Origin of the sequence: Pseudomonas sp. R9.37 (assembly GCF_963878885.1) — a bacterium.
In the GTDB taxonomy this organism is placed as follows: Bacteria; Pseudomonadota; Gammaproteobacteria; order Pseudomonadales; family Pseudomonadaceae; genus Aquipseudomonas.
The window spans coordinates 584,156-609,179 of the sequence record NZ_CAWNZA010000043.1; the positions used below are offsets into that span (position 1 = coordinate 584,156).

Genomic DNA, 25,024 nt, shown 5'->3' on the forward strand with positions numbered 1-25,024 from the left:
GTCATTTTCATTCTTTAGACTTCGCCAGCCTTACAAGTAGGGTGTGGTGATCTTCGACTTTATATAGGGGACTTCGATGTCCGTACGACGCACACGCAAAGACGATGGCAGCCAATGGACAGTTGCGGACAGCCGCAGTGTTTACGGGATTCGCCATTGGGGGGCCGGGTATTTCGCGATCAATGAAGCCGGTCGCGTTGAAGTCCGTCCGAACGGCCCGAACAGCACGCCTGTCGATCTGTACGAACAAGTTGACGAGCTGCGCAAAAGCGGCCTGTCCTTGCCGCTGCTGGTGCGCTTCCCCGACATCCTGCAAGACCGCGTGCGCCAGCTGACCGGTGCGTTCGACGCGAACATCGAGCGCCTGGAATACCAGAGCAAGTACACCGCGCTGTACCCGATCAAGGTGAACCAGCAGGAAGCGGTGATCGAGAACATCATCGCCACCCAGGACGTTTCCATCGGCCTGGAAGCCGGCTCCAAGCCTGAGCTGCTGGCCGTGCTGGCCCTGGCACCGAAAGGCGGCACCATCGTCTGCAACGGTTACAAAGACCGTGAGTTCATCCGCCTCGCGCTGATGGGCCAGAAGCTGGGCCACAACGTGTTCATCGTGATCGAGAAAGAATCCGAAGTGGCGTTGGTAATCGAAGAGGCGGCCAACCTCAAGGTCAAGCCACAGGTCGGCCTGCGCGTGCGGTTGTCGTCCCTGGCGTCGAGCAAGTGGGCAGACACCGGTGGCGAAAAGTCCAAGTTCGGTTTGTCGGCGGCGCAACTGCTGTCGGTGGTCGAGCGCTTCCGCGCTGCCGGCCTGGACCAGGGCATCCGCCTGCTGCACTTCCACATGGGGTCGCAGATCGCCAACCTGGCCGACTACCAGCACGGGTTCAAGGAAGCCATTCGTTACTACGGCGAACTGCGCAACCTCGGTTTGCCGGTGGACCACATCGACGTCGGCGGCGGCCTGGGCGTTGACTACGACGGTACCCACTCGCGTAACGCCAGCTCGATCAACTACGACATGGACGACTACGCCGGCGTGGTCGTGGGCATGCTCAAGGAATTCTGCGACGCGCAGAGCCTGCCGCACCCGCATATCTTCTCCGAAAGCGGCCGTTCCCTGACCGCCCACCACGCCATGCTGGTGGTGCAAGTCACCGACGTCGAGAAACACAACGACGAAATCCCGCTGATCGAGAATAAGGAAAACCTGCCGGAAACCGTGCAGTGGCTGGTGGACCTGCTGGGCCCGACCGACATCGAGATGGTCACCGAAACTTACTGGCGTGCCACGCACTACATGAGCGACGTGGCCACCCAGTACGCCGACGGCAAGATCACCCTGGCGGAAAAAGCCTTGGCCGAGCAGTGCTACTTCGCGGTGTGCCGCCGCCTGCACGACTCGCTCAAAGCCCGTCAGCGTTCGCACCGCCAGGTGCTGGACGAGCTCAACGACAAGCTGGCCGACAAGTACATCTGCAACTTCTCGGTGTTCCAGAGCCTGCCGGACACCTGGGCGATTGGCCAGGTCCTGCCGATTCTGCCGCTGCACCGTCTCGACGAAGAGCCGCTGCGCCGCGCCGTGCTGCAAGACCTGACCTGCGACTCCGACGGCAAGATCAAGCAATACGTCGACGAGCAGAGCATCGAAACCAGCTTGCCGGTGCACGCCTTGAACGAAGGTGAAGACTACTTGCTGGGCATTTTCCTGGTGGGCGCTTACCAGGAAATCCTGGGTGACATGCACAACCTGTTCGGCGACACCGACTCGGTGAACATCTACCAGCGTGAAGACGGTTCGGTGTACAGCGCCGGGATCGAGACCCACGACACCATCGAAGACATGCTGCGCTATGTGCACTTGTCGCCGGAGGAGTTGATGACGCACTACCGTGACAAGTGTGCGAGCGCGAAGATCAGTGCGTCGGAGCGTACGCAGTTCCTCGACGCGTTGCGTCTTGGTTTGACGCGTTCTTCGTACCTGTCGTCGTGATCTAAGCTGATAGCAATCTAATGTGGGAGCGGGCTTGCTCGCCAAAGCGGTACATCAGTCACACATGTGTTAACTGACCCACCGCCTTCGCGAGCAAGCCCGCTCCCACATTTGGATCTTCATTTGGCAGTGCCTTGCATGTGGGGTCTGAACGATGTCGAGCAAATGGCTGCAAGCCTTCACCCTGGCATTCGCCGCATTCCTGGCGGCCTGCTCCCCCATCAAAGTGCTCAACGCACTCACGCCCTCCAGCACCTTTACCAAAACCGCCTCCATTGCCTACGGCGATGACCCGCGCCAAACACTCGATGTCTACCGTCCGATCAAGGCATTGCCCAACACCCCGGTCGTGGTGTTTTTCTACGGCGGCAGCTGGAACAGCGGCGCCAAGGATGACTACGGTTTTGTCGGCGAGGCTCTGGCCTCACGCGGCATTGTGGTGGTGATCGCCGACTACCGGCTCTACCCGCAAGTGCGCTACCCCTCGTTTCTGCAGGACAACGCCCAGGCCGTCGCCTGGACTTATCAACACATCGCCGACTACGGCGCTGACCCCAGGCAGCTGTACCTGATGGGGCACAGCTCCGGCGCCTATAACGCGTCGATGCTGGCGCTGGATCCGCGCTGGCTTAAAGAAGTGAACCTGTCGCCCACGATGCTGAAGGGCTGGATCGGCCTGGCCGGGCCGTACGACTTTCTGCCGATTGAAAACCCTGACGTGAAGCCGGTGTTTTTCTTTCCTGACTCACCGCCGGATTCCCAGCCGATCAACCATGTCAGCCACGCTGCGCCGCCGAGTCTGTTGATCGCGTCGGTGAGCGACACGCTGGTCAACCCCACGCGCAACACCGGTGGGTTGGCGAAAAAACTGCGCGCAGCGGATGTACCGGTTGAAGTGTTTTACTTCACCAAGACCAGCCACGCGACACTGGTGGCGTCTATCGCTCGGCCCTTACGCTGGCTGGCGCCGGTATTGGACCGCGTCACGGCCTTTATCCAAGCCACTGATTCTGCCGATTCAAGCGCCAGGCAATCGCCCACAAAGTAAGGCTGCGCAGGGCCATGAACAGCAGGAAGGTTATCCACAGGCCGTGGTTGCCGTACGGCTGCAGCGCCCAGGCGAAGGGCAGCAGCATCGCCACGGTGAGCAGCATGCCGTTGCGCATTTCCCGCGCGCGGGTGGCGCCGATAAACAGGCCGTCGAGCAAGTAGCTCCACACCGCAATCAACGGCAGCACGGCCAGATACGGCAGGTAAATGTCGGCGGTTTCGCGCACGTCGGGGATGTCGGTTTGCATCGCGATGAACAAATGGCCGGCAAAGGTGAACAGCAGCGCGAACCCGACACTGGCGATCAGTGACCAGCCGCAGGCAACCACCAGCGAACGGCGCAGCGCCTGTCGATCATGGGCGCCGATGGCATGCCCGCACAGGGCTTCGACGGCATGGGCCAGGCCGTCCAGGGCATGGGCGGTCAGCAGCAGGCCATTGAGCAGCAGCGCGTTGGCTGCCACGGTGGCGTCGCCCAGGCGTGCGCCTTGCACCGTGATCATGAAAAACACCGATTGCAGGGCGAGGCTGCGGATGAAAATGTCGCGGTTCACCGCCAGCAACGGGCGCCAGCTTTGCCAAACTTTGAGCGCGGCCCAGGCGATTTGCCCGGGGTAGGCGCGCAGGGCGTTTTGCGTCAGGGCCAGGCCGAGCAGGGCGCCGGTCCATTCGGCAATGACTGACGCACGTGCGGAGCCGACCACGCCCCACTCCAGGCCGAGGACGAACCACAGGTTCAAGGCGATGTTGACCAGGTTGGTGGTCAACAGAATCGCCAGCGGCGCGCGGGCGTTTTGCGTGCCCAGGAACCAGCCCACCAACGCGTAGCTGGCCAGGGCGGCGGGCAGGCCGAACAGGCGCGTGTGGAAAAACTCGCGGGTCAGCTGATTGAGCTCGGGAGAGGGTTGCATCCACTCCAACGCCAGGTGGCTCAGCGGAATGCCGACGGTGCCCAGCAACATCGCCAACCCCAGGGCCAGCAGCAGGCCTTGCAGCAGGATTTGCCGCAGCGCCGCGCCGTCATTGCGCCCGGCGGCTTGGGCAGCGAACCCGGTGGAGCCCATGCGCAGAAAGCCCATGGCCCAGGCGAGGAAGGTGTACAGGCTGGCACCGACGGCCACGGCGCCCAACTGGTGGGCGTGGGGCAGGTGGCCGATGACCATGCTGTCGACCAGGGCCACCAGCGGCACCGAAATATTTGACAGGATCATCGGCGCGGCCAGCGCCCAGACGCGACGGTGGGTGGGGCGGTGGCGCCAGTCGGTGAGCAGGGTAGTCATGGAGGCTCCTTTGGGGGAGCGGTATTGTAACTGGCCCCCCGCTGCACCGCAGAACCAATGTGGGAGCTGGCTTGCTCGCGAAAGCGGTGGATCAGTGAAAGGTATGTTGACTGACCCACTGCATTCGCGAGCAAGCCCGCTCCCACAATTTGAGCTGTATTGCTTGTGGGATTTGGCTTGGAGTGATCAGGGGCCAGAACCAAAGCACCCTCCGTCGGTCAATGTGACCAGCACCTCATCGGCCCCTCGCAGGCTGATATATAGTTCACCCCTCGGACCCCTCTCACGACGAGTGCCCCATGCTTAACAAAGGACTGTTCCTGGCCTGCGCGCTGGCCCTGCTGAGCGCCTGCGATTCCTCCGATAAACCGGCTGCCCCGACCGCTCCTGCGGCGGCGACGGTTGCACCCAAACCGGCGAAAGCGGTGGTGGATGTGGCAGCGCTGAAACAGCGCTATGCCGGCCGTGAGTTGAGCGTGGTGGACGTGTCCGAAGTCCAGTTGGACGGGGCCAGCACGCTGTCGGTGAGCTTTTCCATCCCGTTGGACCCCGAGCAGAAATTCGCCGACAAAGTCCACTTGGTGGACAGCAAGTCCGGCAAGGTCGATGGCGCCTGGGAGCTGTCCGATAACCTGATGGAGCTGCGCCTGCGCCACCTCGAGCCGCAGCGCAAACTGGTGCTGACCGTCGACGCCGGAGTCAAGGCGGTCAACGACAACAAGCTCGCCGCCGAGTACACCGCGCGCCTGGAAACCCGTGACCTGCAAGCCACGGTCGGCTTTGCCAGCCGCGGCACGTTGTTGCCGACGCGCCTGGCCGAAGGCCTGCCGGTGATTGCGCTGAACGTTGACAAGATCGATGTCGAGTTTTTCCGTATCAAGCCCGAATCGCTGCCCTCGTTCCTCGCGCAGTGGGGGCGTAACACCAGCCTGCAGAGTTATGAGTCGCGCGAACTGTTACCGATGGCCGACCTGGTCTACGGTGGCCGCTTCGACCTGAACCCGGCGCGCAATACGCGCGAGACCCTGTTGCTGCCGATCGCCGGCCTCAAGCAATTGCAGCAGCCGGGCGTGTACCTGGCGGTGATGCGCGCCTCGGGCACCTACAACTATTCGCAACCGGCCACGCTGTTCACGTTGAGTGATATCGGCCTGTCGGTGCACCGCTATGCCAATCGCCTGGATGTGTTTACCCAGGCGCTCGAAGGTGGCAAGGCGCTGGAGGGCGTGGACCTCGAAGTGCTGGATGCCGAAGGCCGTGTGCTGGGCCAGGGCAAGACCGAAAAGGGTGGCCATGCCGAGTTGCCGCTGCCGAAAAAAGCCCAGGTGTTGCTGGCCAAGCTTGGCGAACAGACCAGCCTGCTGCGTCTGGACAGCGCTGCGCTGGACCTGGCCGAGTTCGATATCGGCGGCCAGCCGGCGCACCCACTGCAGTTTTTTGTGTTCGGCCCACGTGACCTGTATCGCCCCGGTGAAACCGTGCTGCTCAACGCCTTGTTGCGCGACAAGGATGGCAATGCCGTCAAGCCGCAACCGGTGAGCGTGGAGGTGCGCCGGCCGGATGAGCAGGTCAGCCGCAAGTTCGTGTGGGATGCCGATGCGTCGGGCCTCTATCAGTATCAATTGCAGTTGGCCGGTGAAGCGCCGACCGGGCGCTGGCAACTGGTGTTCGACCTGGGCGACGGCAAGCCGCAGCTGTATGAGTTTCTTGTCGAAGACTTCCTGCCCGAGCGCCTGGCGCTGGAACTCAAGGGCAGTGACACAGCCTTGAGCCCGGCGGAGAACCCGGTGATTCACGTCAATGGTCGCTACCTCTACGGCGCACCGGCATCGGGCAACCGCGTGAGCGGGCAAGTGTATGTGCGCCCGTTGCGCGAGGCCGTCAAATCGCTGCCGGGCTACCAGTTCGGCTCCGTCACCGAAGAAGAACTGAGTCAGGATTTCGAGCTGGACGAAAGCGTGCTCGACGCCAAGGGTCAGGAAGACCTGACGCTGGAAAGCAAATGGGCCGAGGCCAAATCACCCCTGCAACTGATCGTGCAAGCCAGCCTGCAAGAGTCAGGTGGGCGCCCGATCACTCGGCGCCTGGTGCAGCCGATCTGGCCGGCCGAGCAACTGCCGGGCCTGCGTGGCTTGTTTGACGGCAAGGAAACCAACGGCGATGGCCCAGCTGAATTCGAAGTGCTGCTGGCCAACCAGGACGGGCAGAAACTCGCCGCGCAAAACCTCAAGGTGCGCCTGGTGCGTGAGCGCCGCGACTACTACTGGAACTACTCGGAAAGCGACGGCTGGAGTTACCACTTCAACGAGAAATTCCTCAACCTCGACGAACGGACCCTGAACATCAAGGCTGGCGACACCGCCAAGGTCAGCTTCCAGGTCGAGTGGGGCCCTTACCGTGTCGAGGTCGAAGACCCGCAAACCGGGCTGGTCAGCAGCCTGCGTTTCTGGGCCGGTTACCAGGCCCAGGACAACACCGAAGGCGGTGCCGTGCGCCCCGACCAAGTCAAATTGGCGTTGGATAAACCGGCGTATGGCGATGGCGATACCGCCAATGTCACCGTCACGCCACCGGCAGCCGGTAAAGGCTACCTGCTGGTGGAATCCAGTGAAGGGCCGCTGTGGTGGCAGGAAATCGATGTGCCGGCCGAAGGCAAAAGCTTCGCCGTGAAGCTCGACCCCAAATGGTCGCGCCATGACCTGTACGTCAGCGCGCTGGTGATTCGTCCGGGTGAGCGCAAGGCCAATATCACGCCTAAACGGGCCGTGGGTTTGCTGCACCTGCCACTGGATCGCACCCAGCGCAAACTTGGCCTGACCCTCACCGCGCCGGAAAAAATGCGCCCCAAACAACCGCTGACGGTGAAGATCGCCGCCAGGAACGCCGACGGCAGCGTGCCCAAGCAGGTGCATGTGCTGCTGGCGGCCGTGGACGTGGGCATCCTCAATATCACTGAATACCCGACACCGGACCCGTACTCTAGCCTGTTTGGTCGCAAGGCCTATGGCGTGGACCAGTTCGATATCTACGGCCAGTTGATCGAGGCCGGCCAGGGCCGTTTGGCCAGTCTGGCCTTCGGCGGTGATGCGGCGCTGGCCAAGGGCGGCAAACGCCCGGACACCAGCGTGACCATTGTGGCGTTGCAGAGCGCGCCCGTGACGCTGAATGAACAGGGCGAGGGCGAAGTCAGCGTCAATATCCCCGACTTCAATGGCCAATTGCGCCTGATGGCCCAAGCCTGGAGCGATGACCGTTATGGCATGGCCGAAGGCAAGATGGTGATTGCCGCGCCGCTGATTGCCGAGCTGTCGGCGCCGCGCTTTCTCGCCGGTGGTGACCAGACCACGTTAGCGCTGGACCTGTCCAACCTGTCGGGCACAGCGCAGAAACTCGATGTGCAATTGAGCACTGAAGGGCAACTGGAGCTGGTCAACAGCGGCGCGCAGTCCGTTGAACTCAAGCAAGGCCAGCGCACCACCTTGCGCATCCCGGTCAAAGCCTGGGGCGGGTTAGGGCAGGGCAAGGTCAAGGTCACCGTAAATGGCCTCGACCTGCCGGGCGAAAACCTGCCGCCGTTCAGCCGCGAGTGGACCCTGGGTGTGCGCCCGGCCTACCCGGCGATGCTCAAGCATTACCGCGCAGTGCTCAAGGATCAGCCGTGGAGCTTGCCGGTCGGCAGCCTGGACCTGTTCGATGCCTCGGGGCGCGAGGCACTGTTGAGCCTGTCGAGTCGGCCGCCACTGAACCTCGGCGCGCAGATCAGTGCACTCAAGGCTTACCCTTATGGCTGCCTCGAGCAGACCGCCAGCGGCCTGTATCCGTCGCTGTATGCCGACGCCGCCCTGCTCAAGCGCCTGGGCGTCAAGGGCGAGTCGGAGAGCGAACGCAAACGCAAGATCGAGCTCGGCATCGAGCGCCTGCTGGGCATGCAGCGCTACAACGGCAGCTTTGGTTTGTGGGGCGCCGACGGCGAAGAGGAGTATTGGCTGACTGCTTATGTCACCGACTTCCTGCTGCGCGCCCGCGACCAGGGCTTTGCCGTGCCGCCTGAAGCACTGAAGAAAGCCAGCGAACGCCTGCTGCGCTACGTGCAGGAACGCAACCTGATCGAAGTGGATTACAGCGACAACGCCGACCACACCCGCTTTGCCGTGCAGGCCTATGCCGGCATGGTGCTGGCGCGCAGTCAGCAAGCGCCATTGGGCGCGTTGCGCAGTATCTTCGAGCGCCGCAGCGAGGCGCGCTCCGGGTTGCCGTTGGTGCAGTTGTCCATTGCCCTGCAAAAAATGGGCGACCAGCCACGTGCCGATCAAGCCTTGCTTGCCGGCCTGGCGGCGCAACGCAATGCCAACGAGTGGCTGGCCGACTACGGCAGCCCGCTGCGTGATCAGGCGATGATCCTGGCATTGCTTGAAGAAAACGACTTGGCCAAGGGCAAGCGCGAGGAGCGCTTGTTTACGCTCTCGGACCAGTTGGCCGCCAGCCCTTATCTCTCGACCCAGGAGCGTAATTCACTGTTCCTGGCCGGGCGCCTCGGGTTTTCCCAGCCGGAGTCGAACTGGCAGGTGTCGCTGACCGGCAGTGGCGGTGCGCAAACGTTGAACAACCAACAATCGACGCTGGCGTTGGATGGCAAGCAGCTGTCCAGCGACCTGACCCTGAGCAATCAGGGCGAGGCGCCGGTTTACCAGCAACTGACGATCTCGGGTTACCCCCAAGTGCCACCGGCACCGGGCGGCGACAACCTGAGTATCCGCCGCGAATACCTGGGCATGAATGGCCAGCCGCTGAACCTGCATAACGTCAACAGCGGTGACCTGGTGCTGGTGCATGTGGCGGTCAGCGCCAAGCAGCGTGTACCGGACGCGTTGGTGGTTGACCTGTTGCCGGCTGGCCTGGAGCTGGAGAACCAGAACCTGGCACAAAGTGCAGCCAGCCTGGAAAACGCCAGCAGCCAGGTGAAGGAGTGGCGCGAGTCGATGCAGAACGCGTCGCTCAAGCACCAGGAGTTCCGCGATGACCGCTATGTGGCGGCGATGAACCTGGAGGGTTATGGCGCCACCACGCACTTGTTGTACCTGGCGCGTGCGGTGACGCCGGGGACTTATCGCGTGCCGCCGCCGCAGGTGGAGTCGATGTATCGGCCGAACTGGCAGGCGGTGGGGGAGACGCCGGCGGATCTGGTGATCAAGGGGCGCTGATACCTGGCGGTAGGAATGGGGTTCAAATGTGGGGGCTGGCTTGCCTGCGATGGCGGTGGGTCAGTCAGCACATTTGATGGCTGATAGACCGCTATCGCAGGCAAGCCAGCTCCCACAGGGGATTGGGGGGGCTTGGGGTTTAGTGCACAACCCAACTAAGCAGCCACAGGCCTAGCATCAGCCAGATCACGCCAATGATGATCGAGGCGCGCATGAAGGCGCGAACGGCCGAATACAGGAAGAGCAGGCCGATGATCAGGGTGATGATGCTGATGATCGAGGTGTCCATGCCCAGTGCGCGGGACATGCCATCGACAAAGTCGCCACCGGCATGGGTGAGCATATTGAACAGCCCACTGAAGAATTCGACGATGTAGTGGATGATCAGGCCAATCGTGTTACCCAACCATCCGAAAAAGTCTGCTTGCATAGGTGTGTCTCGATGAATAAGTGGACGAAATTGCCAGCACTGGGCCTTTGGTCGCGAAGGGTCGCGGCTAGTTCCGTGAAGCATAGAGGTTTGCGGGGTTGAATTTGCGATTTGTTGTGGGCGGGGTGGGGCCGTTGTGAGTGAGTTGACTGACAAATCGCTTTCGCGAGCAAGCCCGCTCCCACATTTACTGGGCTGGGCATTTGGATGTGTGTTGGCAGTCATTGCCCTCTTGTGGCTGGCGGATCGGATTTGGCCGTTGCCGTTGCCCAAGGATGACTTGGCGCGGGTGGTGCTGGCTGAGGATGGCACGCCGTTGTGGCGCTTTGCCGATGCCAATGGCGTGTGGCGGTATCCGGTGCAGACCCGTGAGGTGTCGCCGTATTACCTGGACGCGCTGCTCACCTACGAAGATCGCTGGTTTTACGAGCACCCCGGCGTGAACCCGCTGGCGCTGCTACGGGCGACGTGGCAGAACCTGACGGGCGCGCGCGTGGTGTCGGGCGGCAGCACCTTGTCGATGCAGGTGGCGCGGTTGCTCGACCCGCATTCGCGCACTTTCCACGGCAAGCTGCGTCAGCTGTGGCGCACTGCGCAGTTGGAATGGCATTTGTCCAAGGACGAGATCCTCAATCTGTACCTGAACCGCGCGCCCTTTGGCGGGACGTTGCAGGGCGTGGCGGCGGCCAGTTGGGCGTATTTGGGCAAGTCCCCGGCGCAGCTGACCCATGCCGAAGCCGCGTTGCTCGCCGTATTGCCCCAGGCGCCGAGCCGTCTGCGCCCGGATCGCCACCCGCAACGCGCCCAGCAGGCCCGCGACAAAGTGCTGCGCCGCCTTGCCGAATTCCAGGTGTGGCCGCAGTCGGCCGTTGATGAAGCCCTGCAAGAGCCGCTGCTGCTCGCCCCTCGGCTCGAACCCAGCCTTGCGCCGTTGCTGGCCCGCCGCCTCAACCGTCAGGACAGCCCTCCGCTGATCCGCACCACCCTGGACGCCACGCTGCAACGCCGCCTCGAAGACCTGCTGCTGGGCTGGCGCGCGCGGCTGCCGGAACACACCTCCGCCGCCATCCTGGTGGTGGAGGAAGAAACCATGGCCGTGCGCGCCTACCTCGGCTCGGTGGATATCAATGACACCAAGCGCTTTGGCCATGTCGACATGATCAGCGCGCTGCGCTCGCCCGGCTCGACCTTGAAACCTTTTCTGTACGGCATGGCGCTGGACGAGGGGTTGATCCACTCCGAGTCGCTGCTGCAGGACGTGCCCCGGCGTTATGGCGATTACCGGCCAGGCAACTTCTCCATGGGTTTCAGCGGCGCAGTGCCGGCGAGTACGGCGCTGTCCAGTTCATTGAATTTGCCGGCGGTGCAGTTGCTGGAGGCCTATGGGCCGAAACGGTTTGCTGCGCAGATGCGCATCGGCGGCGTGCCGCTGGCATTGCCGGCGTTGGCCGAACCGAACTTGGCGCTGATTCTGGGCGGGGCGGGCAGCCGTCTGGAGGACTTGGTCAGCGGTTACAGCGCCTTTGCCCGCGACGGCAGGAGTGCTGCTATCCGATTACAGCCGGACGATACGCTTAAAGAACGGCCTTTACTGTCGCCAGGGTCCGCCTGGATTGTGCGGCGCATCCTCAGCGGCCAGGCGCGGCCCGACCGTGACCCGCGTGCCGAGCTGGTGCAGCGCCCGGTGCTGGCCTGGAAAACCGGCACCAGCTATGGCTTTCGCGATGCCTGGGCGCTGGGTGTGGGGCCGCGCTACCTGATCGGCGTGTGGATTGGCCGGCCCGACGGCACGCCCGTACCGGGGCAGTTCGGGCTGGCGTCGGCGGCGCCGTTGATGTTGCAGGTGCATGATGTGCTGACCAACCGCGACAGCCAGCGCGGGATCAGCGCGCCCGTCAGGCCGGTGCCTGCCAATGTTGGCGTGGCCGCGATCTGTTGGCCGCTGGGCCAGCCCATGAGCCGCAGCGACCCCAATTGCCGCCGTCAGCGCTTTGCCTGGACGCTGGACAACACCACGCCGCCGACCTTGCAGGCCTTGGATCAGCCGTTGAGCGTGGGATTGATGGAAAGCGTGTGGGTCAATGCCAAAGGCTTGCGGGTGGACGCGCATTGCCCTGGCGCAGTGTCAAAAAATATCGCCTTGTGGCCGGCACCGCTGGAGCCCTGGCTGCCCAGGGGGGAGCGCCGCGAGGCGCGCATCCCGGCTGCCGACCCCGATTGCCCGCCGCCAGCGCTGGCCGCCTCGTCGCCGCTGTCCATCGTCGGCGTACGCGAAGGCGACCAACTGCGTCTGCCCGCCGCCAGCCAGCAGGCCCTGCACTTGAAAATCTCTGCCCTGGGCGGCAGTGGCCGGCGCTGGTGGTTCCTCAACGGCGCGCCGCTGGGCGATAGCGCCAATCAGGACAGCATCAACGCCAGCTTCGAACAGCTGGGCCGCTACCAGCTCAGCGTCCTCGACGAAGCCGGCCAAACCGCCCGCCTCGAATTCAGCGTCGTCGATTAGCCAGCCTACCCCACCCCATTGTGGCGAGCGGGCTTGCCCCGCGTTGGGCTGCGCAGCAGCCCCAGAAGACTCATGCCTCGCGTCGTCAGATCTCAGGGCCGCTTCGCGCCCCAACGCGGGGCAAGCCCGCTCGCCACAACAAGCCCGCAAACACCTATCAAATGCAGGCGCAGCCTTACCCGCGATAGCGCTCCCAGCAACCCCTCCCAAGTTTGATCTGCACCCGATTCAAATGTGGGAGCGGGCTTGCCCGCGATGGCGCCCTCAGCAACCCCCCCAAGTTTGATCTACACCCGATTCAAATGTAGGAGCGGGCTTGCCCGCGATGGCGCCCTCAGCAACCCCTCCCAAGTTTGATCTACACCCGATTCAAATGTAGGAGCGGGCTTGCCTGCGATGGCGCCCGCAGCAACCCCCCCCAAGTTTGATCTACACCCGATTCAAATGTAGGAGCTGGCTTACCCGCGATGGCGCCCTCAAACACACCACCGGGATTCACTTGCCTTCATCCCTGATCCCCCCGAAGCTATACACCTTCAGGAGCCCCCGCATGAACCTCGAACACCTCACCGAACGCCTGCACCGCATCCGCGATAACAACGACTGGAAGCAGTTCCACAGCCCGAAAAACCTGGCCATGGCCGCCAGTGTGGAAATGGCTGAGCTGGTGGAAATCTTCCAATGGCTGAGCGAAGACCAATCGCGCCAGCTACCCGCCGACACACTCGCCCACGCCGGGCAGGAAGTCGGCGATATCGTGTTGTACCTGCTGTTGCTGTGCAGCGAGTTGGGCCTGGACATGAACGAGGTGGTACGCGCCAAACTGGCCGACAGCGAACGGCGGTTTGCCCATGACTGATCGTCATTTCGACCAGCTGGCCACGCGCTTTGCCGAGAAAATCTACGGCGGTGCCAAAGGCGCAATTCGCCTGGCGGTGCTCCAGGCCGACCTGATCGAAGCGCTGCCGGACCGTCCATTGCGGGTGTTGGATATCGGCGCAGGCCTGGGGCATATGTCGCTGTGGCTGGCCGAGCGCGGCCACCAAGTGACCCTGGCCGAGCCCGCCGAGCCGATGCTCGAAGGCGCGCGCCAGCGCTTCGCCGACGCCGGCCAGAGCGCAACCTTTATCCACGCGCCCTGGCAAGAACTGCTCGGCCAACTCACCCAGCCCTACGATTTGGTGCTATGCCACGCCGTGCTGGAATGGCTGGCCGAACCCCATGCGATCCTGCCGGTGCTGCACCAGCTCACCGTGCCGGGCGGCTGGCTGTCGCTGGCGTTCTACAACCGCGATGCGCTGATTTACCGCAACCTGCTCAAAGGTCACTTTCGCAAAATGCGCAAGAACGACATGGCCGGCGAGAAGCAGAGCCTCACCCCGCAGCAGCCGCTCGACCCGCGGGAGTTGGCGGCGCAACTCGAGGGGCTTTGGCAGGTCGAAAGCCAAAGTGGCGTGCGGGTGTTCCACGACTACATGCCGGTGGAATTCCAGGCCCGCGCCGATGTGCAGGATTTATTGGAGATGGAACTCGCTCACCGTCGTCACCCAAGCTTTGCCGGACTTGGGCGTTATTTGCACTGGATTTGCCGTCCGGTTTAAGCGGCCCAGTCTGCGGAGGTCGAAATGCGTCGTCTCTGTTTGATCCTGTTGTCGGTGGGCTTGAGCGCCTGCTCCAGCCCCAATCCCTACGTGGCCGCTTCCGCGCCGATGCCCCCGGCACCGGCCCAGGCGGCCAACACCTTTGATGCCAGCGCCTACCCGGCGCCGGTGCGCGACTATGGCGCCTACCGCAGCTGGGGCTGGCTCAACGGCCAACTGCCGGCGGGCACGGCCTGGGCCGACTCGGCGCAGATTGCCGAGGCGGTCAGTGGCGCGCTCGACCAGCGAGGCCTGCGACCCTTGCATGACAACCGTGCGCCCGACCTGCTGGTGAGCGCCGATGTGCGTCTGGAAAAACGGCTGCGTCAGGTCCAGGACGACTATGGCTACGGTTACGGCGGCTATAACCGCTATGGCAATGGCTACGGCATGTACAACACCGTGCCGGTGGTGCGCACGTATGAAGTGACGGTCGCCGTGGCGCGCATCAGCCTGTTCGATGCCCGCACTCGCCAGCCGGTGTGGAGCACCAGCGCCGAAACCGCCAGCCAGGGCAGCCTGAGCCAACGGGCCGATGCCTTGCGCGAAGCGATGCAGAAGGCAATGAGCGCCTATCCACCCAGTTAGCAGCTATTCTCATCTCAGGCTGAATTGTCTTTTGGAGATAAACCATGTTTCGTCGCATTGCTGCACTTGCTGTTGTCGTGTTGCTGGGCGGTTGCCAGTCCAACCAGGTCAACCACGACTTTGACGCCAGCCGCGACTTCGGCGCCTACCGCAACTGGGCCTGGAAAGACCCGGCGCTGCAATATCGCCCGGATGATCCGCGGATCAAGAGCGACCTCACCGAGCAGCGCATCCGCCAGGCCGTGGGTGAACAACTTGACCAACGCGGCCTGCGCCCCGCCGCAGCCGGCACCAAGGCTGACCTGAACGTGCAGGCTTACCTGATCGTCGAAGACCGCCAGCAACAAGTCACCACCAACTACGGCGGCGCCTGGGGTGGCCCATGGAATGGCTATTGGGGCGCGCCGATGTACAACGAAACGCGCAACATCACCTACAAAGTCGCAACCCTCCAGATCGACTTGCTGGACGGCAAGGACGGCAAGCTGGTGTGGCGCGGCAGTGACGAGCAGATGATGGCCACCAGCCCAAATCCACAGGATCGCAACAACGCCATCCGCACCACCGTCAGCAAAATCCTCTCCAACTACCCGCCGCACTGAACCTTTCCCCAATTCCCTGTGGGAGGGGGCTTGCCCCCGATAGCGCAGTGTCAGTCAATAATGCTGTGGCCGACCTACCGCCATCGCGGGCAAGCCCGCTCCCACATTGGATCCCCTGCAGCCTTGAGTCAGCGCATCGCTCAGCCCTTGTCTACACTCAAAGACACCCCAGGAGAGTAAGCGCTCGGCGACTCGCCGGCACAGGAGTGCTCGATGTCTCCCCGATTTCATTGCAAGCAGCGCGGCGCCATTGGCTTGATGGCCGCCGGCGTATTGGCGGTGGTGTTGGCGTTTACCTTGCTGGTGATCGACAGCGGCCGTTTGTACCTGGAAAAGCGCAAGTTGCAAGGCGTGGCGGACACGGCAGCGCTGGAAGCTGTCAGCCGCAATGGCACCTGCCTGGCAGGGTTGAGTGCGGCGGCCTACGCCGGGCAAAGCGTGGCGCGCAATTATTTCGTGGTGGGCAACGGCAACACCCTGGTGACCAGCTGTGGCTCCGTCACCACTGGCGCCTCGGGCCAGCGCACGTTCAGCGCAAACCCCGCGCTGTCGTCAGCCATTCAGGTAGTGGCCAGCAAAACCGTCACGACCAGCGTGGCCGGCGGCGTGTGGGCCCTGTTTTCCGGCAACCCGGTCAGCCTCAACACGGTCCTGTCAGCCACGGCGGTGGCGGCCAAGCCCACGCCATCCTTGGCCCAACTGACCATCAACAGCACGTTGGCCAGCGTCAACACCGCCAGCGCAAGCCTGTTGAACCCCTTGTTCAGCGGCTTGCTCGGCGGCAACCTCAACCTGACACTCGCCGGCTGGAATGGCTTGCTCAATACCAATATCAGCCTGCTCAGTTACCTCGACCAACTGGCGATCAACCTGGGCGTGACCGCAGGTAACTACACCCAACTGCTCAACACCAACGTGACCGCCTCGCAGTTGATCCAGGCCGCAATCACGGTGCTCACCGCCAACGGCGCGACGGCGGATGTACTGACGGCCCTGGGCAGCTTGAAAATCGCCGCCATCAACCAGGCCCCGCTGACCCTCGGGCAGATCCTGCAGTTGCAGACGGGCACTACCGCCGCCGCGCTGAATGCCAACCTGCAGGTGTTTCAGCTGATTCAGGGCGTAGTGCAGCTGTCCAACAGCCAGAGTGCGGCTGCCGCGACCTTGCCCGTCAGCCTGCTGGGGCTGGCCAATATCACCACGCAGGTCAAAGTGATCGAGCCGCCGCAACTCTCGGCGATTGGCGACCCGGCGTTGGCCGCGGCCAACCCCCTGGGGCCGAATGCGATTTATGTGCGCACTGCCCAGGTGCGCACCGAGGTGACGGTCAGCCTGCCGGTGCTGAGCAGTTTGTCGGGGCTCACCACGGCTGTGAATAACCTGGTGGGGCCGCTGACGCCGGTGATCAACAGCCTGTTGAGCCTGAACCTGGTGAGCACGATCAACTCGGCGCTGTGTTTGCTGGGGGCCGGCTGCCAACAACTGGACCTGCTGGCGTTGCCGGGCAACCTGCCGCTCAATATCGTGCTGGATGCCGGCGGCGCCAGCAGCTATGTCACCGCCTACAGTTGCCCGACGGGCAGCGCTGGCACCAAGAGCCTGACGGCCTACACCACCACCTCGCTGGCGTCGCTGAATGTGGGCGCTATCACCAATGCGTTTTCCAGCACCTTGCCGATGACCGTGGCGCCTTTGGCGCTGATCGATATCGGCACCAAGACCTGCCATGAAATCCTCGGAATCGGCACCTGCGGTACGCGTGTGCCGTTCGCCGGCGGTGGCGTCGCGATCAAGGTGCTAAGCCCGATTGCGGCGAGCAATCAGACCCTGGTGTTCTCCAGTACTGCGCCGTTCGCCACGCCACCTAATGTGGGCCTCACCCCGACCTATCAGGCTGCCGCGCCGGCGACCAATGTGGTCAGCAGCCTGTCGACCACGCTTAATGGCGTAGGCATTACGGCGTACCAGCCGGTCGGCAGTAACCCGTTGGGCGCGCTGGCGGCAAGCGTCGTGTCGCTGCTCGGCGGCGTCAGCGCCATCGTCACCCCGGTGGTGGACAGCCTGCTGGGCCCGCTGCTCAACCCGATCCTCAACAACCTGTTGAACATGTTGGGCATCAGCCTGGCGAATGTGAACGTGGGCGCTAACCTGACCTGCGGCCAGACCGGCGAGGCCTACCTGGTGATTTAAGCGTCGGTGGCCCTGGGCAGTTCCACACAAAACCGCGCGCCGTGTTCGCCATTGCTGACGCTGAGGCGTCCGCCCATGTTTTCAACGATGCCGTAGCTCACCGACAGGCCCAACCCGGTGCCCACGCCAATCGGCTTGGTGGTGAAGAACGGTTCGAAGATCCGCTCCAGCAAGCGCGGGTCAATGCCCCCGCCGTTGTCCTCGACCCAGATGCGCACGTGGCGGCTATCGTGTTCGGTGTGCACGGCAATCCACGGGCGCAGCTCAGGGTTTTTTTCGCGCTGGCCCAGCAGGGCATCGCGGGCGTTGACCATCAGGTTGATCAGCACCTGTTCAAGCTGGTCGACGTAACCTTTGACCTGCACGGGAACGTCCGCCTGGGTCAGGCGAACTTCCACGCCTTTGCCGCGCAGGCCTTCACTGAGCAGCGACAGGGTGCCCTCAACTGCCTGCGCCGGGTCGAACGGTTGCTGCTCGACCTCCGAGCGGCGGCCAAACACGCGCATATGGTCCACCACCCGGGCTGCGCGTTGAACCTGGGCGTCGATGCGCTGGAGTTTTTCAGTGAGGTAATCGACCTGCACGTCGCCATTGCCCAGGCGCTTGAGCACATTGACGACGGCCATGCGCATCACGTTCAGCGGCTGGTTGATCTCATGGGCCAGGCCGGTGGCCATTTCACCGAGGGTGGCCATTTTTGCGCTTTGCGTCAGTTGCTGCTGCGAGCGACGCACTTCGGTGTTGTCGCGGCCCACGGCCTGCACCTCGACCAGGTCACCGTGCTCATCGAACACGCCGCGGTCCGACCAGACCCACCAGGCGTGTTCGCGCCCGGGCAGTTGCAGGCTGATTTCGGCGGTGCTGACTGGAAACTCCGGGGTCAACTGCCCGATACGCTGCACAAACGCCTCGCGCTGTTCGGCTGAGAGCCAGTCGCCCAGGTTCAGCCCGCGCAACTGTGCGGGCCGGCATTCGAGGTAGTTGGCCAATGGCGTGTTGCCGAAGGTCAGGGTCAGGTCCGGGCGGTAGCGGCAGATCATCGCCGGGGAGTCTTCCACCAGAATTCGGTAACGCTCCTCGCTGTCCTTGACCTGTTGCGCGGCCAAGGTCGCGTCGGTGACGTCCAGCCACAGGCCAATCGCTTCCACCGGCAGGCCCAGGTCGTCGCGCAGCAATTTGGCTTCGTCGAGCAGCCAGTGGTAATCGCCGTGTGTGTCCTGCACACGGTAACGACTGCGTACGCTGCCTTCGCGCAGCAGTTGGCGCGTGCGCTGAAAGTACAGGTCGCGGTCGTCGGGATGCACCCATTGCACCAGGCTGTCGTGGCTGCACTCGGCCAGGGTGCGGCCCAGCAACGGCAGCAGGCTGTCACTGAAAAACACCGGCAGCAGAGCGCCGTTCACGTAGCGCTGCACGTAGATCACCGCCGGTGAGCTGGCAATCAGGTTATCCAGGCGAGCATGGGCGGCATCGGCTTGCACCTGCTGGTTCTTGATGTCGCTGATGTCGAGCATGAACCCGACCCAGCGGCGTTGCTCACCCACGCCCAGCACTTGGCCCTGTACTCGATACCAGGTGGGCGGTTGGGCGCTTTCGCCGCGGTTGAGGCGTACGCTGGCGAGCAACGGCTTGCCCAGGGTCTGCAGGTCGCGCAGGCGGCTGTGCAGTTCCTCCCGGTCGGCGGGGTGGATGAGCGCCAGCCAGGTGTCGAGGGCTTGCCGGGTTTGGGCTTGCTCTGAGCCGATGTTGCGCATCAATTGCGGCGCGAGTTGGATTTCAGAACTGGCCGGCAGCAACTCGAACCAGCCGGTGCCCAGCAGGCCTTGCAGGGCTTCCAGGCGCTCCAATTGTTGGTGGTGGCGTTGCTCGCGCAGGCGGCCGAGCAACGGCGCGGCGAGGGCGGCGGCGAGGTTCAGCCAATCGCGGTCGCGCATGTGCGGCTGGCCGTTGTACGCGCCGCACAGTAACCACGCGGCCACGCCCTGGCCATCGCGATACGGCACCAGAAACCCGTCGGCATTGCCGAATACGCTGTGCAACCGCGGGTGTTCTCCGCGTCCATAAGGTGCCTGCAAACTCAGCGGGGCAGTGCCGTTGAGGCTGTCCAGGCAGGTGCCGAGGCGCTGCCCGTCGTGCCAGAACAGCGGCGCATCGTGGTTGGCGTACTGGCTGTAGATCACCCAGTCCTGGTCTTCTTGATCGAGCAGCGCGAGGGCCACGCACGGGATGCGCCAACGTTGCGCCACGCTGGCCAACTGTTCGTTGAACACGTCGGGCAGCCGGCTGAGGCTGCACACACTCAGGTGTTCACTCACAAGGCTGGCCAATTGCTGATTCTGTTCGCGCTGCTCGGCCAGGTGCCGGCCATTGAGCAAATCGCCGATGTCTACGGCATGCAGCAGCCAGCCGTTATCCTGAGCTTCAATCGTGCCTCGCGTTTGCAGGATTTGCCCGGCGACGCCGCGAAAATCTAGGTCAAGGCTGTGGCGCTGCCAATCGGCAGGAACGCCTTCTACCACCCTCGTGCTGTGGGCACACAACAGGTCCAGGAGGGGCGGTGAACCCGTGTACTGCGCCAGATGTGGACGCAGTGCACCGCTGATTTCGAGCACGCGGCCGTGCGCGTCCAACCACAGATGCAGCCCGGCGGCAGGCGGCGCAGGCGTGTCCAGGGCCAGCGCGCTGCTTCGGCCGAGCAGACGCCCGAAGAGTTTGTCCCCCGAGGTCAAAACTGCAGGCTCGAGGTGGCCTGCAGCGTCGTCGGCAGCTGCGGTACGGTGCCGATGCCGGGCAGGACAATAAACGGCATTACCGCCTGCAGGTTGGCGGTGGGGTAGTTGATCTTCACTAACAACAAGCCGCTGTTGAAGGTGGTGGTGACTTGCGTGGCGGCGTCGAATTTGTAGGCGGGCGGGATCCACAGCAAACGGTTGGCGACTGCGGTTTTGGCGGTGTTTTGCACGGCGGCGGCGTAGCCCTGCATGTTGGGGTCCAGCGCCACGCTCAGCCGCACGGCTTCTGCCGTCGCCTGGTTGAACGACTGCAACAACAGCAGCGGCAGGCTATAGCTGACCATGCCGTAGAACACGGCAAAAAAAATCACGAACACGGCAATGAATTCGATTGCTGCCGCGCCTTTTTGCTTATCCGGGAGGCTTGTTTTCATCACCGCGTCTACCCTGACGGCTACTACTTGATATCAGCATAGAATCAATCGGCAAAAAGGGATGTTTTTTACGTGATCCATGGCGCAGTGGTGATGGTGTGGTTGGTGCTGTGTGCAGCGCAGGATGTTCGGCAGCGGTTACTCGCCAATCGTCTGACGCTGGGCGTTGCCTTGTTGGCGATGATCTATCTGTTCTGGACGGGTACCACTTGGCTGGGGGCGTCGACCGGGCAGGGGCTGTTGGCGTTTTTTCTGGCGCTGCTGCTGACCTTGCCTGGCTACGCCGTCGGTCGTCTGGGCGCGGGGGACGTAAAGCTGCTTGCAGCATTGGCGTTGGTGTCGGATGCGAAGTACTTGCTGTGGTCGTTTGTAGGGGCGGCAGTCGCCAACTTAGTCTGGCTGATCCTTGCGCCAACGCTTTGGCCGCATATGAATCAATATCTTAAAAAGCACATGGGCTATCTGGCGCCCGGTGTGTCAAAAAAACAGCCATTCGCCCCGTTTTTACTGTTGGGTTTTAGTGTTTCGTGGTTTTGGATCCATTAGTCGTCAGGGGGTATTAACGCTATGTACATAGTCAGAAAGTGCGTCTACGTTTAATGAGTAGATGTACGGGAATATGTGTCGTAAAGGGATGGTCAATCTTTTGGCTTGAAATGCATGGAGTAGCGCGTGAACAAGCTTACCTCTGCGGTAAAAGTGCTCGTTGTCGATGATCAGCCGCTGATCGTGGAAGAGCTCTGTGAATTTCTTGAAAGCAGCGGTTACCGCTGCGTCCCATGTGAATCCAGCCAACAGGCCCTGAAGCGTTTCAGCGAAGATGCCGACATCGGCCTGGTGCTGTGCGACCTGCATATGCCGGAGATGGATGGCATCGAGTTGGTGCAGGCCCTGCAAAAAATCGCCGGTAAGCAGCGCGCGTTCGAAGCCATTATGTTGACCGGTCGTGCCGACAAGCAGGACGTAATCAAGGCCCTGCGCGCAGGCATCGCGGACTACTACCAGAAACCGATCAACCTGCACGAGTTGCTCGAAGGCTTGCAGCGCCAGGAAGCCGCGCTGCAAGAGCGCAAAAAGGACCTGCAACTGGGTAACTTGAACCAGAAACTGCAGTTTCTTTCCGAGTCCATCAACGACCTGTATCAGGACCTCGATAAAGTGCGCAGTAGCCGGCCTGGGCGGGAAAGCGACGAGGTGGCGTCCGAGGAGGCCGGGCCGGTGGAAATCCCGGCGATCTTCAACCAGTTGTCGCCACGCCAATTGGATGTCGCACGGCTAGTGGGGAAGGGGCAGACCAACTATCAGATTGCCTGCGAATTGGGCATCACTGAAAACACGGTGAAGCTGTACGTGTCCCAAGTGCTGCGCCTGACGCACATGCACAACCGCACGCAATTGGCATTGGCGTTATCGCCAAATAATTCAGCGCTGCGCCAGCGAGTGACGGCGCACTGATCTGCCCGTTTAAACTCGGTCAAAATGTGGGAGCGGGCTTGCCCGCGATGGCGGTGGATCAGTCACGGCTGTATTAGCTGACACACCGTCATCGCGGGCAAGCTCGCTCCCACCTGTTGATGGAGACCTGGCAGGTTTTTTCTCAATTACTCCCTTGAGTTTTACCCCCCACCTTCTGATCGAAATATTCCGGAATCGGATACTTGTAGCTGTCCAGTAAACGCTGGTGCGCCTTGTCACGTTCGGCCGCAGAGGCCTTTTGAGGCGTTTGCGACGCCGCGCTGCCCGTGACCTGCAGCGTCAGCCATTGCTCGGTCAAGGCCTGCTGCGGCGACGACGGGCCGGGCTCGATGGCCATGGCGCTGAAGGGCAACACGAGTATGGCCAGGCTGGCGAGATAAGGTGTTTTCATCATCAATTCCTCGGGGTGCTTGCGGCATCACTGACGGCGGCGACTTGATCCTTGGCTTTGGCGACGGGCGTGCCTGAGCCTTTGAGTTTCTCGGCGCGGGCCTGGGCCTCAGTGACTTGCTCTGGGCTCAGGCCCATCTGGCTGACCAGTTGCGCGGCCTGCTTCCAGTTGTCCTGATAAATCAACAGCGTCACCAGGTTGGCCGCCGCCAGCGGGTCGCTTTGCTTGAGTTCCATGGCGGTCATGAATTCAAAGCGTGCGTCTTCCAGGCGCAGTTGGTTGAGGTACACCACGCCCAGGTCGTTGCGGATTTTCTCGTCGGTGGGCGCCAGCCGGGCGGCGCGTTGCAAGTGGGCCATTGCTTGCCCGTTATCGCCCTTGGCCGAAGCGATCTGCCCCAGGCCGTGTTCGCCTTCGGCGGCCATGCAGGTGCCGATCAGGCTGCGGTACAACGGCTCGGCTTCGCTGCGCCCGAGCAGGCGATAGGCCTTGGCCTGGCGCAGGCGCACCTGGGGCAGATTGGCCGGCAAGCTTTGCAGGTTGGCGAGACTGGCGTGCAGCTTGCCGTCGCCGGCCATTTCATCGGCCAGGTTCAGCGACAGCTCCTGATCGGAACTGGGCTTGGGGCAACTGCCGGTGCCGGTAAACGCGCCCCACGGGGTTTGGCCATTGGTGGCGCAGCCACTCAGCAGCAACAGGCTCAAACCGGCTATCAAGGCTTTCATCGGGCGCTCCTCATAAGTTACTCAAGGCCCGGGTGATGCCAATAAAGGCGGGTCCCCCGAGCACGATCAGCAAGGCGGGAAACAAAAACACCATCATCACCACGGACATTTTTGCCGACATCTTCGAGACGAATTCCTGGATCCGCGTGAGGCGTCGGTCGTCGAGCAATTGCTTGAGCGACAGCAGCGATTTCATCGCGCCGCCGCCTTGCTGAACCAGTTGCTGGAGGATGGTGCAGGTGTCGGTGAATTCATCCACGGCCAGCAGCCGAGCGGTCTTGCCCAGCTCCTCGCTCAGCTCAAGGCCCGAGTCGACCCGTGTCAGGATCAAGCGCAACTCATGGGTCAGCGCCGGCAACAGGCGTTGCGCTTCAATGCTCAGCACGCGCAGCGCTTGTTCAACCGCCATGCCGGATTCGAACAGGATGCGCAGCAGCGGAATGAAGGTCGATACCTCGCGGGAGATGCGTTGCTGGCGCGCCTTGGCGGCCCTGGCCAGAATGCGCTTGGGCAACAGATAACCGATGCCGAGCGCCAGCAACGGCGCCAGCCACGGCGAGCCGGTCGCGGGGTACATCACCTCCTGGACCACCAGGGTAATGATCAACAGCAGCAACGGCGTACCGACCTGGAAGGCGGCGAACATCGAGCGCTGGTTGGCTTTGCGCCAACCGACACGGTTGAGCAGGATCTGGGTTTCGTTGTCCAGGCTCACCGAGCGTTGCGCGAGCGGGCTGCTACCCAGCTGGCGCATCAGCGTGCCGAACGTGTGTTCGCGCGCCATCTGGCCCTGCAAACGTTGGGCAACCAGGCGCTGGCCGCGCCGGTGTTTTATCAGGTTGGCCAGCACCAACCCGAGGGCGGCAATGAACAGTACAGCGCTGATCAGCAGTGCAATCGCCATCTCATACGCTCCGCAACATGCGCCACAAGGTGAAGCAGCCCAACAACTGCATCACCAGCGCCACGAACAACAGAATGCGCCCGGTGCCGTCGTTCCACATGGTCATCAGGTACGCGGGATTCACCGCCAGGAAGTAGCCGATCATCGAGATCGGCAGTGCCGTGAGCACATAGGCCGTGACCCGCGTTTCGCCGGTCAACGCGCGCAACTGGCGGGCAGCTTGCTCACGTTCGCGGATCATCTTGATCAGGTTTTCCAACAACTCGCTGGCATTGCCGCCGTAGCGGTGGTTGACCTTCAAACCCAGCGCGAACAGGCGAAACTCATCGCGCTCGTAGAATTCGGCAAAGTCGTGGGCCGATTCCGGCAGGCTCACGCCCAGTTGCACGTTGCGCCGGATACGGCCCATGGCTTGTTGCAGCGGGTCTTCGGTGATCTCGATGCCGCCCAGCACCGCGTCGGCCAGGGTTCTCCCGGCCTTGAGGCTGCGCACGGTGTGGTCGAGCAATTGCGGCAGTTGTTCGATCATGCGCTTGATCCGCCGTTGATAGCGCCAGGCGATGTACAGGCGCAGTAACAGCAGCGGCAACACCAACATCACCAACAGACCGATCCAGCCGGCAACCAGCAGGCCCAGGACTGCGCCCAGCGCCCAGATCGCCAGCCACAGGCCGAGGTTGTCACTGGGTTTGCCCAGGCCTGCGCGCAGGAACATGCGCTCCACGCCGCTCCACTGGCTGTTCTCTTCGACGAGCTGCGGCTGGCCTTCGGCGAGGCGGCCGAGCACGCGTTCGGTCTGGGCGCGGCGCAAACCGATCTGGAAGGAGCGAATCGACAGGCCGATCAGAATCAGGCAGATGAGCAGCAGGATGGCCCCGGTCATGCTTG

At 62.8% G+C, this 25,024-nt stretch carries 19 protein-coding genes; 11 read left to right on the plus strand and 8 right to left on the minus strand.

Translation table 11 applies throughout. From position 1 onward, the window contains the following. Positions 1–76 precede the first annotated feature (76 nt). On the plus strand, positions 77–1,990 hold the full coding sequence (gene speA / locus AACU78_RS21610) for an arginine decarboxylase (protein WP_106577702.1): 1,914 nt from the start codon (positions 77–79) through the stop codon (positions 1,988–1,990). A 154-nt stretch (positions 1,991–2,144) separates the two neighbouring features. Beyond that, positions 2,145–3,038: an alpha/beta hydrolase gene (locus AACU78_RS21615; protein ID WP_106577703.1), complete on the plus strand. Its 894-nt coding sequence runs from the start codon at positions 2,145–2,147 to the stop codon at positions 3,036–3,038. On the opposite strand, the gene AACU78_RS21620 is transcribed toward AACU78_RS21615, so the two are convergent. After that, positions 2,983–4,320, minus strand: coding sequence for an MATE family efflux transporter (locus tag AACU78_RS21620; protein ID WP_106577704.1), 1,338 nt, complete (start codon positions 4,318–4,320; stop codon positions 2,983–2,985). The two genes, AACU78_RS21615 and AACU78_RS21620, sit on opposite strands and share 56 nt — an antisense overlap. Before the next feature lie 299 nt (positions 4,321–4,619). On the opposite strand from AACU78_RS21620, the gene AACU78_RS21625 reads away from it, so the two are divergent. Beyond that, positions 4,620–9,521, plus strand: a complete 4,902-nt coding sequence (locus AACU78_RS21625; protein ID WP_106577705.1) for an alpha-2-macroglobulin family protein — start codon at positions 4,620–4,622, stop codon at positions 9,519–9,521. A 139-nt stretch (positions 9,522–9,660) separates the two neighbouring features. Here the strand turns inward: AACU78_RS21625 and AACU78_RS21630 are convergent, their stop codons facing one another. Continuing rightward, positions 9,661–9,951, minus strand: coding sequence for a hypothetical protein (locus AACU78_RS21630; protein ID WP_106577706.1), 291 nt, complete (start codon positions 9,949–9,951; stop codon positions 9,661–9,663). Between the two features lie 190 nt (positions 9,952–10,141). On the opposite strand from AACU78_RS21630, the gene pbpC reads away from it, so the two are divergent. From pbpC to AACU78_RS21660, 6 genes are all read left to right on the plus strand, one after another. Further along, entirely contained in the window at positions 10,142–12,454 is a 2,313-nt protein-coding gene (pbpC, locus tag AACU78_RS21635; protein WP_256586962.1) for a peptidoglycan glycosyltransferase PbpC, read from the plus strand. A 550-nt stretch (positions 12,455–13,004) separates the two neighbouring features. Then, the gene (locus AACU78_RS21640; RefSeq protein ID WP_106577708.1) at positions 13,005–13,313 is read left to right on the plus strand and encodes a MazG-like family protein; all 309 of its coding nucleotides are present in this window, start codon (positions 13,005–13,007) and stop codon (positions 13,311–13,313) included. Beyond that, positions 13,306–14,055: a methyltransferase gene (locus AACU78_RS21645; RefSeq protein ID WP_106577709.1), complete on the plus strand. Its 750-nt coding sequence runs from the start codon at positions 13,306–13,308 to the stop codon at positions 14,053–14,055. Before AACU78_RS21640 ends, AACU78_RS21645 begins: the two co-directional genes overlap by 8 nt. 24 nt (positions 14,056–14,079) lie before the next feature. After that, complete coding sequence (locus tag AACU78_RS21650; protein WP_106577710.1) at positions 14,080–14,682, plus strand: DUF4136 domain-containing protein; 603 nt, start codon at positions 14,080–14,082, stop codon at positions 14,680–14,682. Between the two features lie 44 nt (positions 14,683–14,726). Continuing rightward, positions 14,727–15,284, plus strand: coding sequence for a DUF4136 domain-containing protein (locus AACU78_RS21655; RefSeq protein WP_106577711.1), 558 nt, complete (start codon positions 14,727–14,729; stop codon positions 15,282–15,284). Positions 15,285–15,497: 213 nt separating this feature from the next. Then, on the plus strand, positions 15,498–17,474 hold the full coding sequence (locus AACU78_RS21660; RefSeq protein WP_106577712.1) for a pilus assembly protein TadG-related protein: 1,977 nt from the start codon (positions 15,498–15,500) through the stop codon (positions 17,472–17,474). Here AACU78_RS21660 and AACU78_RS21665 read toward each other — a convergent pair. Both AACU78_RS21665 and AACU78_RS21670 read right to left on the minus strand, forming a co-directional pair. After that, positions 17,471–20,203 carry a PAS domain-containing sensor histidine kinase gene (locus tag AACU78_RS21665; RefSeq protein WP_106577713.1) on the minus strand — a complete coding sequence of 911 codons (2,733 nt, stop codon included), beginning with the start codon at positions 20,201–20,203 and terminating at the stop codon, positions 17,471–17,473. The genes AACU78_RS21660 and AACU78_RS21665 overlap by 4 nt on opposite strands. Continuing rightward, positions 20,200–20,640, minus strand: a complete 441-nt coding sequence (locus tag AACU78_RS21670; RefSeq protein ID WP_106577714.1) for a TadE/TadG family type IV pilus assembly protein — start codon at positions 20,638–20,640, stop codon at positions 20,200–20,202. The genes AACU78_RS21665 and AACU78_RS21670 overlap by 4 nt, the downstream gene beginning before the upstream one ends. Before the next feature lie 75 nt (positions 20,641–20,715). Here AACU78_RS21670 and AACU78_RS21675 point away from each other — a divergent pair, with 75 nt between their 5' ends. After that, positions 20,716–21,186 carry a prepilin peptidase gene (locus AACU78_RS21675; RefSeq protein WP_256586963.1) on the plus strand — a complete coding sequence of 157 codons (471 nt, stop codon included), beginning with the start codon at positions 20,716–20,718 and terminating at the stop codon, positions 21,184–21,186. A 126-nt stretch (positions 21,187–21,312) separates the two neighbouring features. Further along, positions 21,313–22,095, plus strand: a complete 783-nt coding sequence (locus tag AACU78_RS21680; protein ID WP_106577716.1) for a response regulator transcription factor — start codon at positions 21,313–21,315, stop codon at positions 22,093–22,095. 142 nt (positions 22,096–22,237) lie between these two features. Here AACU78_RS21680 and AACU78_RS21685 read toward each other — a convergent pair whose 3' ends face one another. Genes AACU78_RS21685 through AACU78_RS21700 form a run of 4 tightly spaced genes read right to left on the minus strand, consistent with a single transcriptional unit; the run spans position 22,238 to position 25,019 of the window. Continuing rightward, complete coding sequence (locus AACU78_RS21685) at positions 22,238–22,507, minus strand: DUF3613 domain-containing protein (protein WP_106577717.1); 270 nt, start codon at positions 22,505–22,507, stop codon at positions 22,238–22,240. A 2-nt stretch (positions 22,508–22,509) separates the two neighbouring features. Further along, a complete protein-coding gene (locus AACU78_RS21690; RefSeq protein ID WP_106577718.1) occupies positions 22,510–23,232 on the minus strand; it encodes a tetratricopeptide repeat protein in 723 nt (240 codons plus the stop codon). 10 nt (positions 23,233–23,242) lie between these two features. Then, positions 23,243–24,136 carry a type II secretion system F family protein gene (locus AACU78_RS21695; protein WP_106577719.1) on the minus strand — a complete coding sequence of 298 codons (894 nt, stop codon included), beginning with the start codon at positions 24,134–24,136 and terminating at the stop codon, positions 23,243–23,245. Position 24,137: 1 nt separating this feature from the next. After that, on the minus strand, positions 24,138–25,019 hold the full coding sequence (locus tag AACU78_RS21700; protein ID WP_106577720.1) for a type II secretion system F family protein: 882 nt from the start codon (positions 25,017–25,019) through the stop codon (positions 24,138–24,140). Between the last annotated feature and the right edge of the window lie 5 nt (positions 25,020–25,024).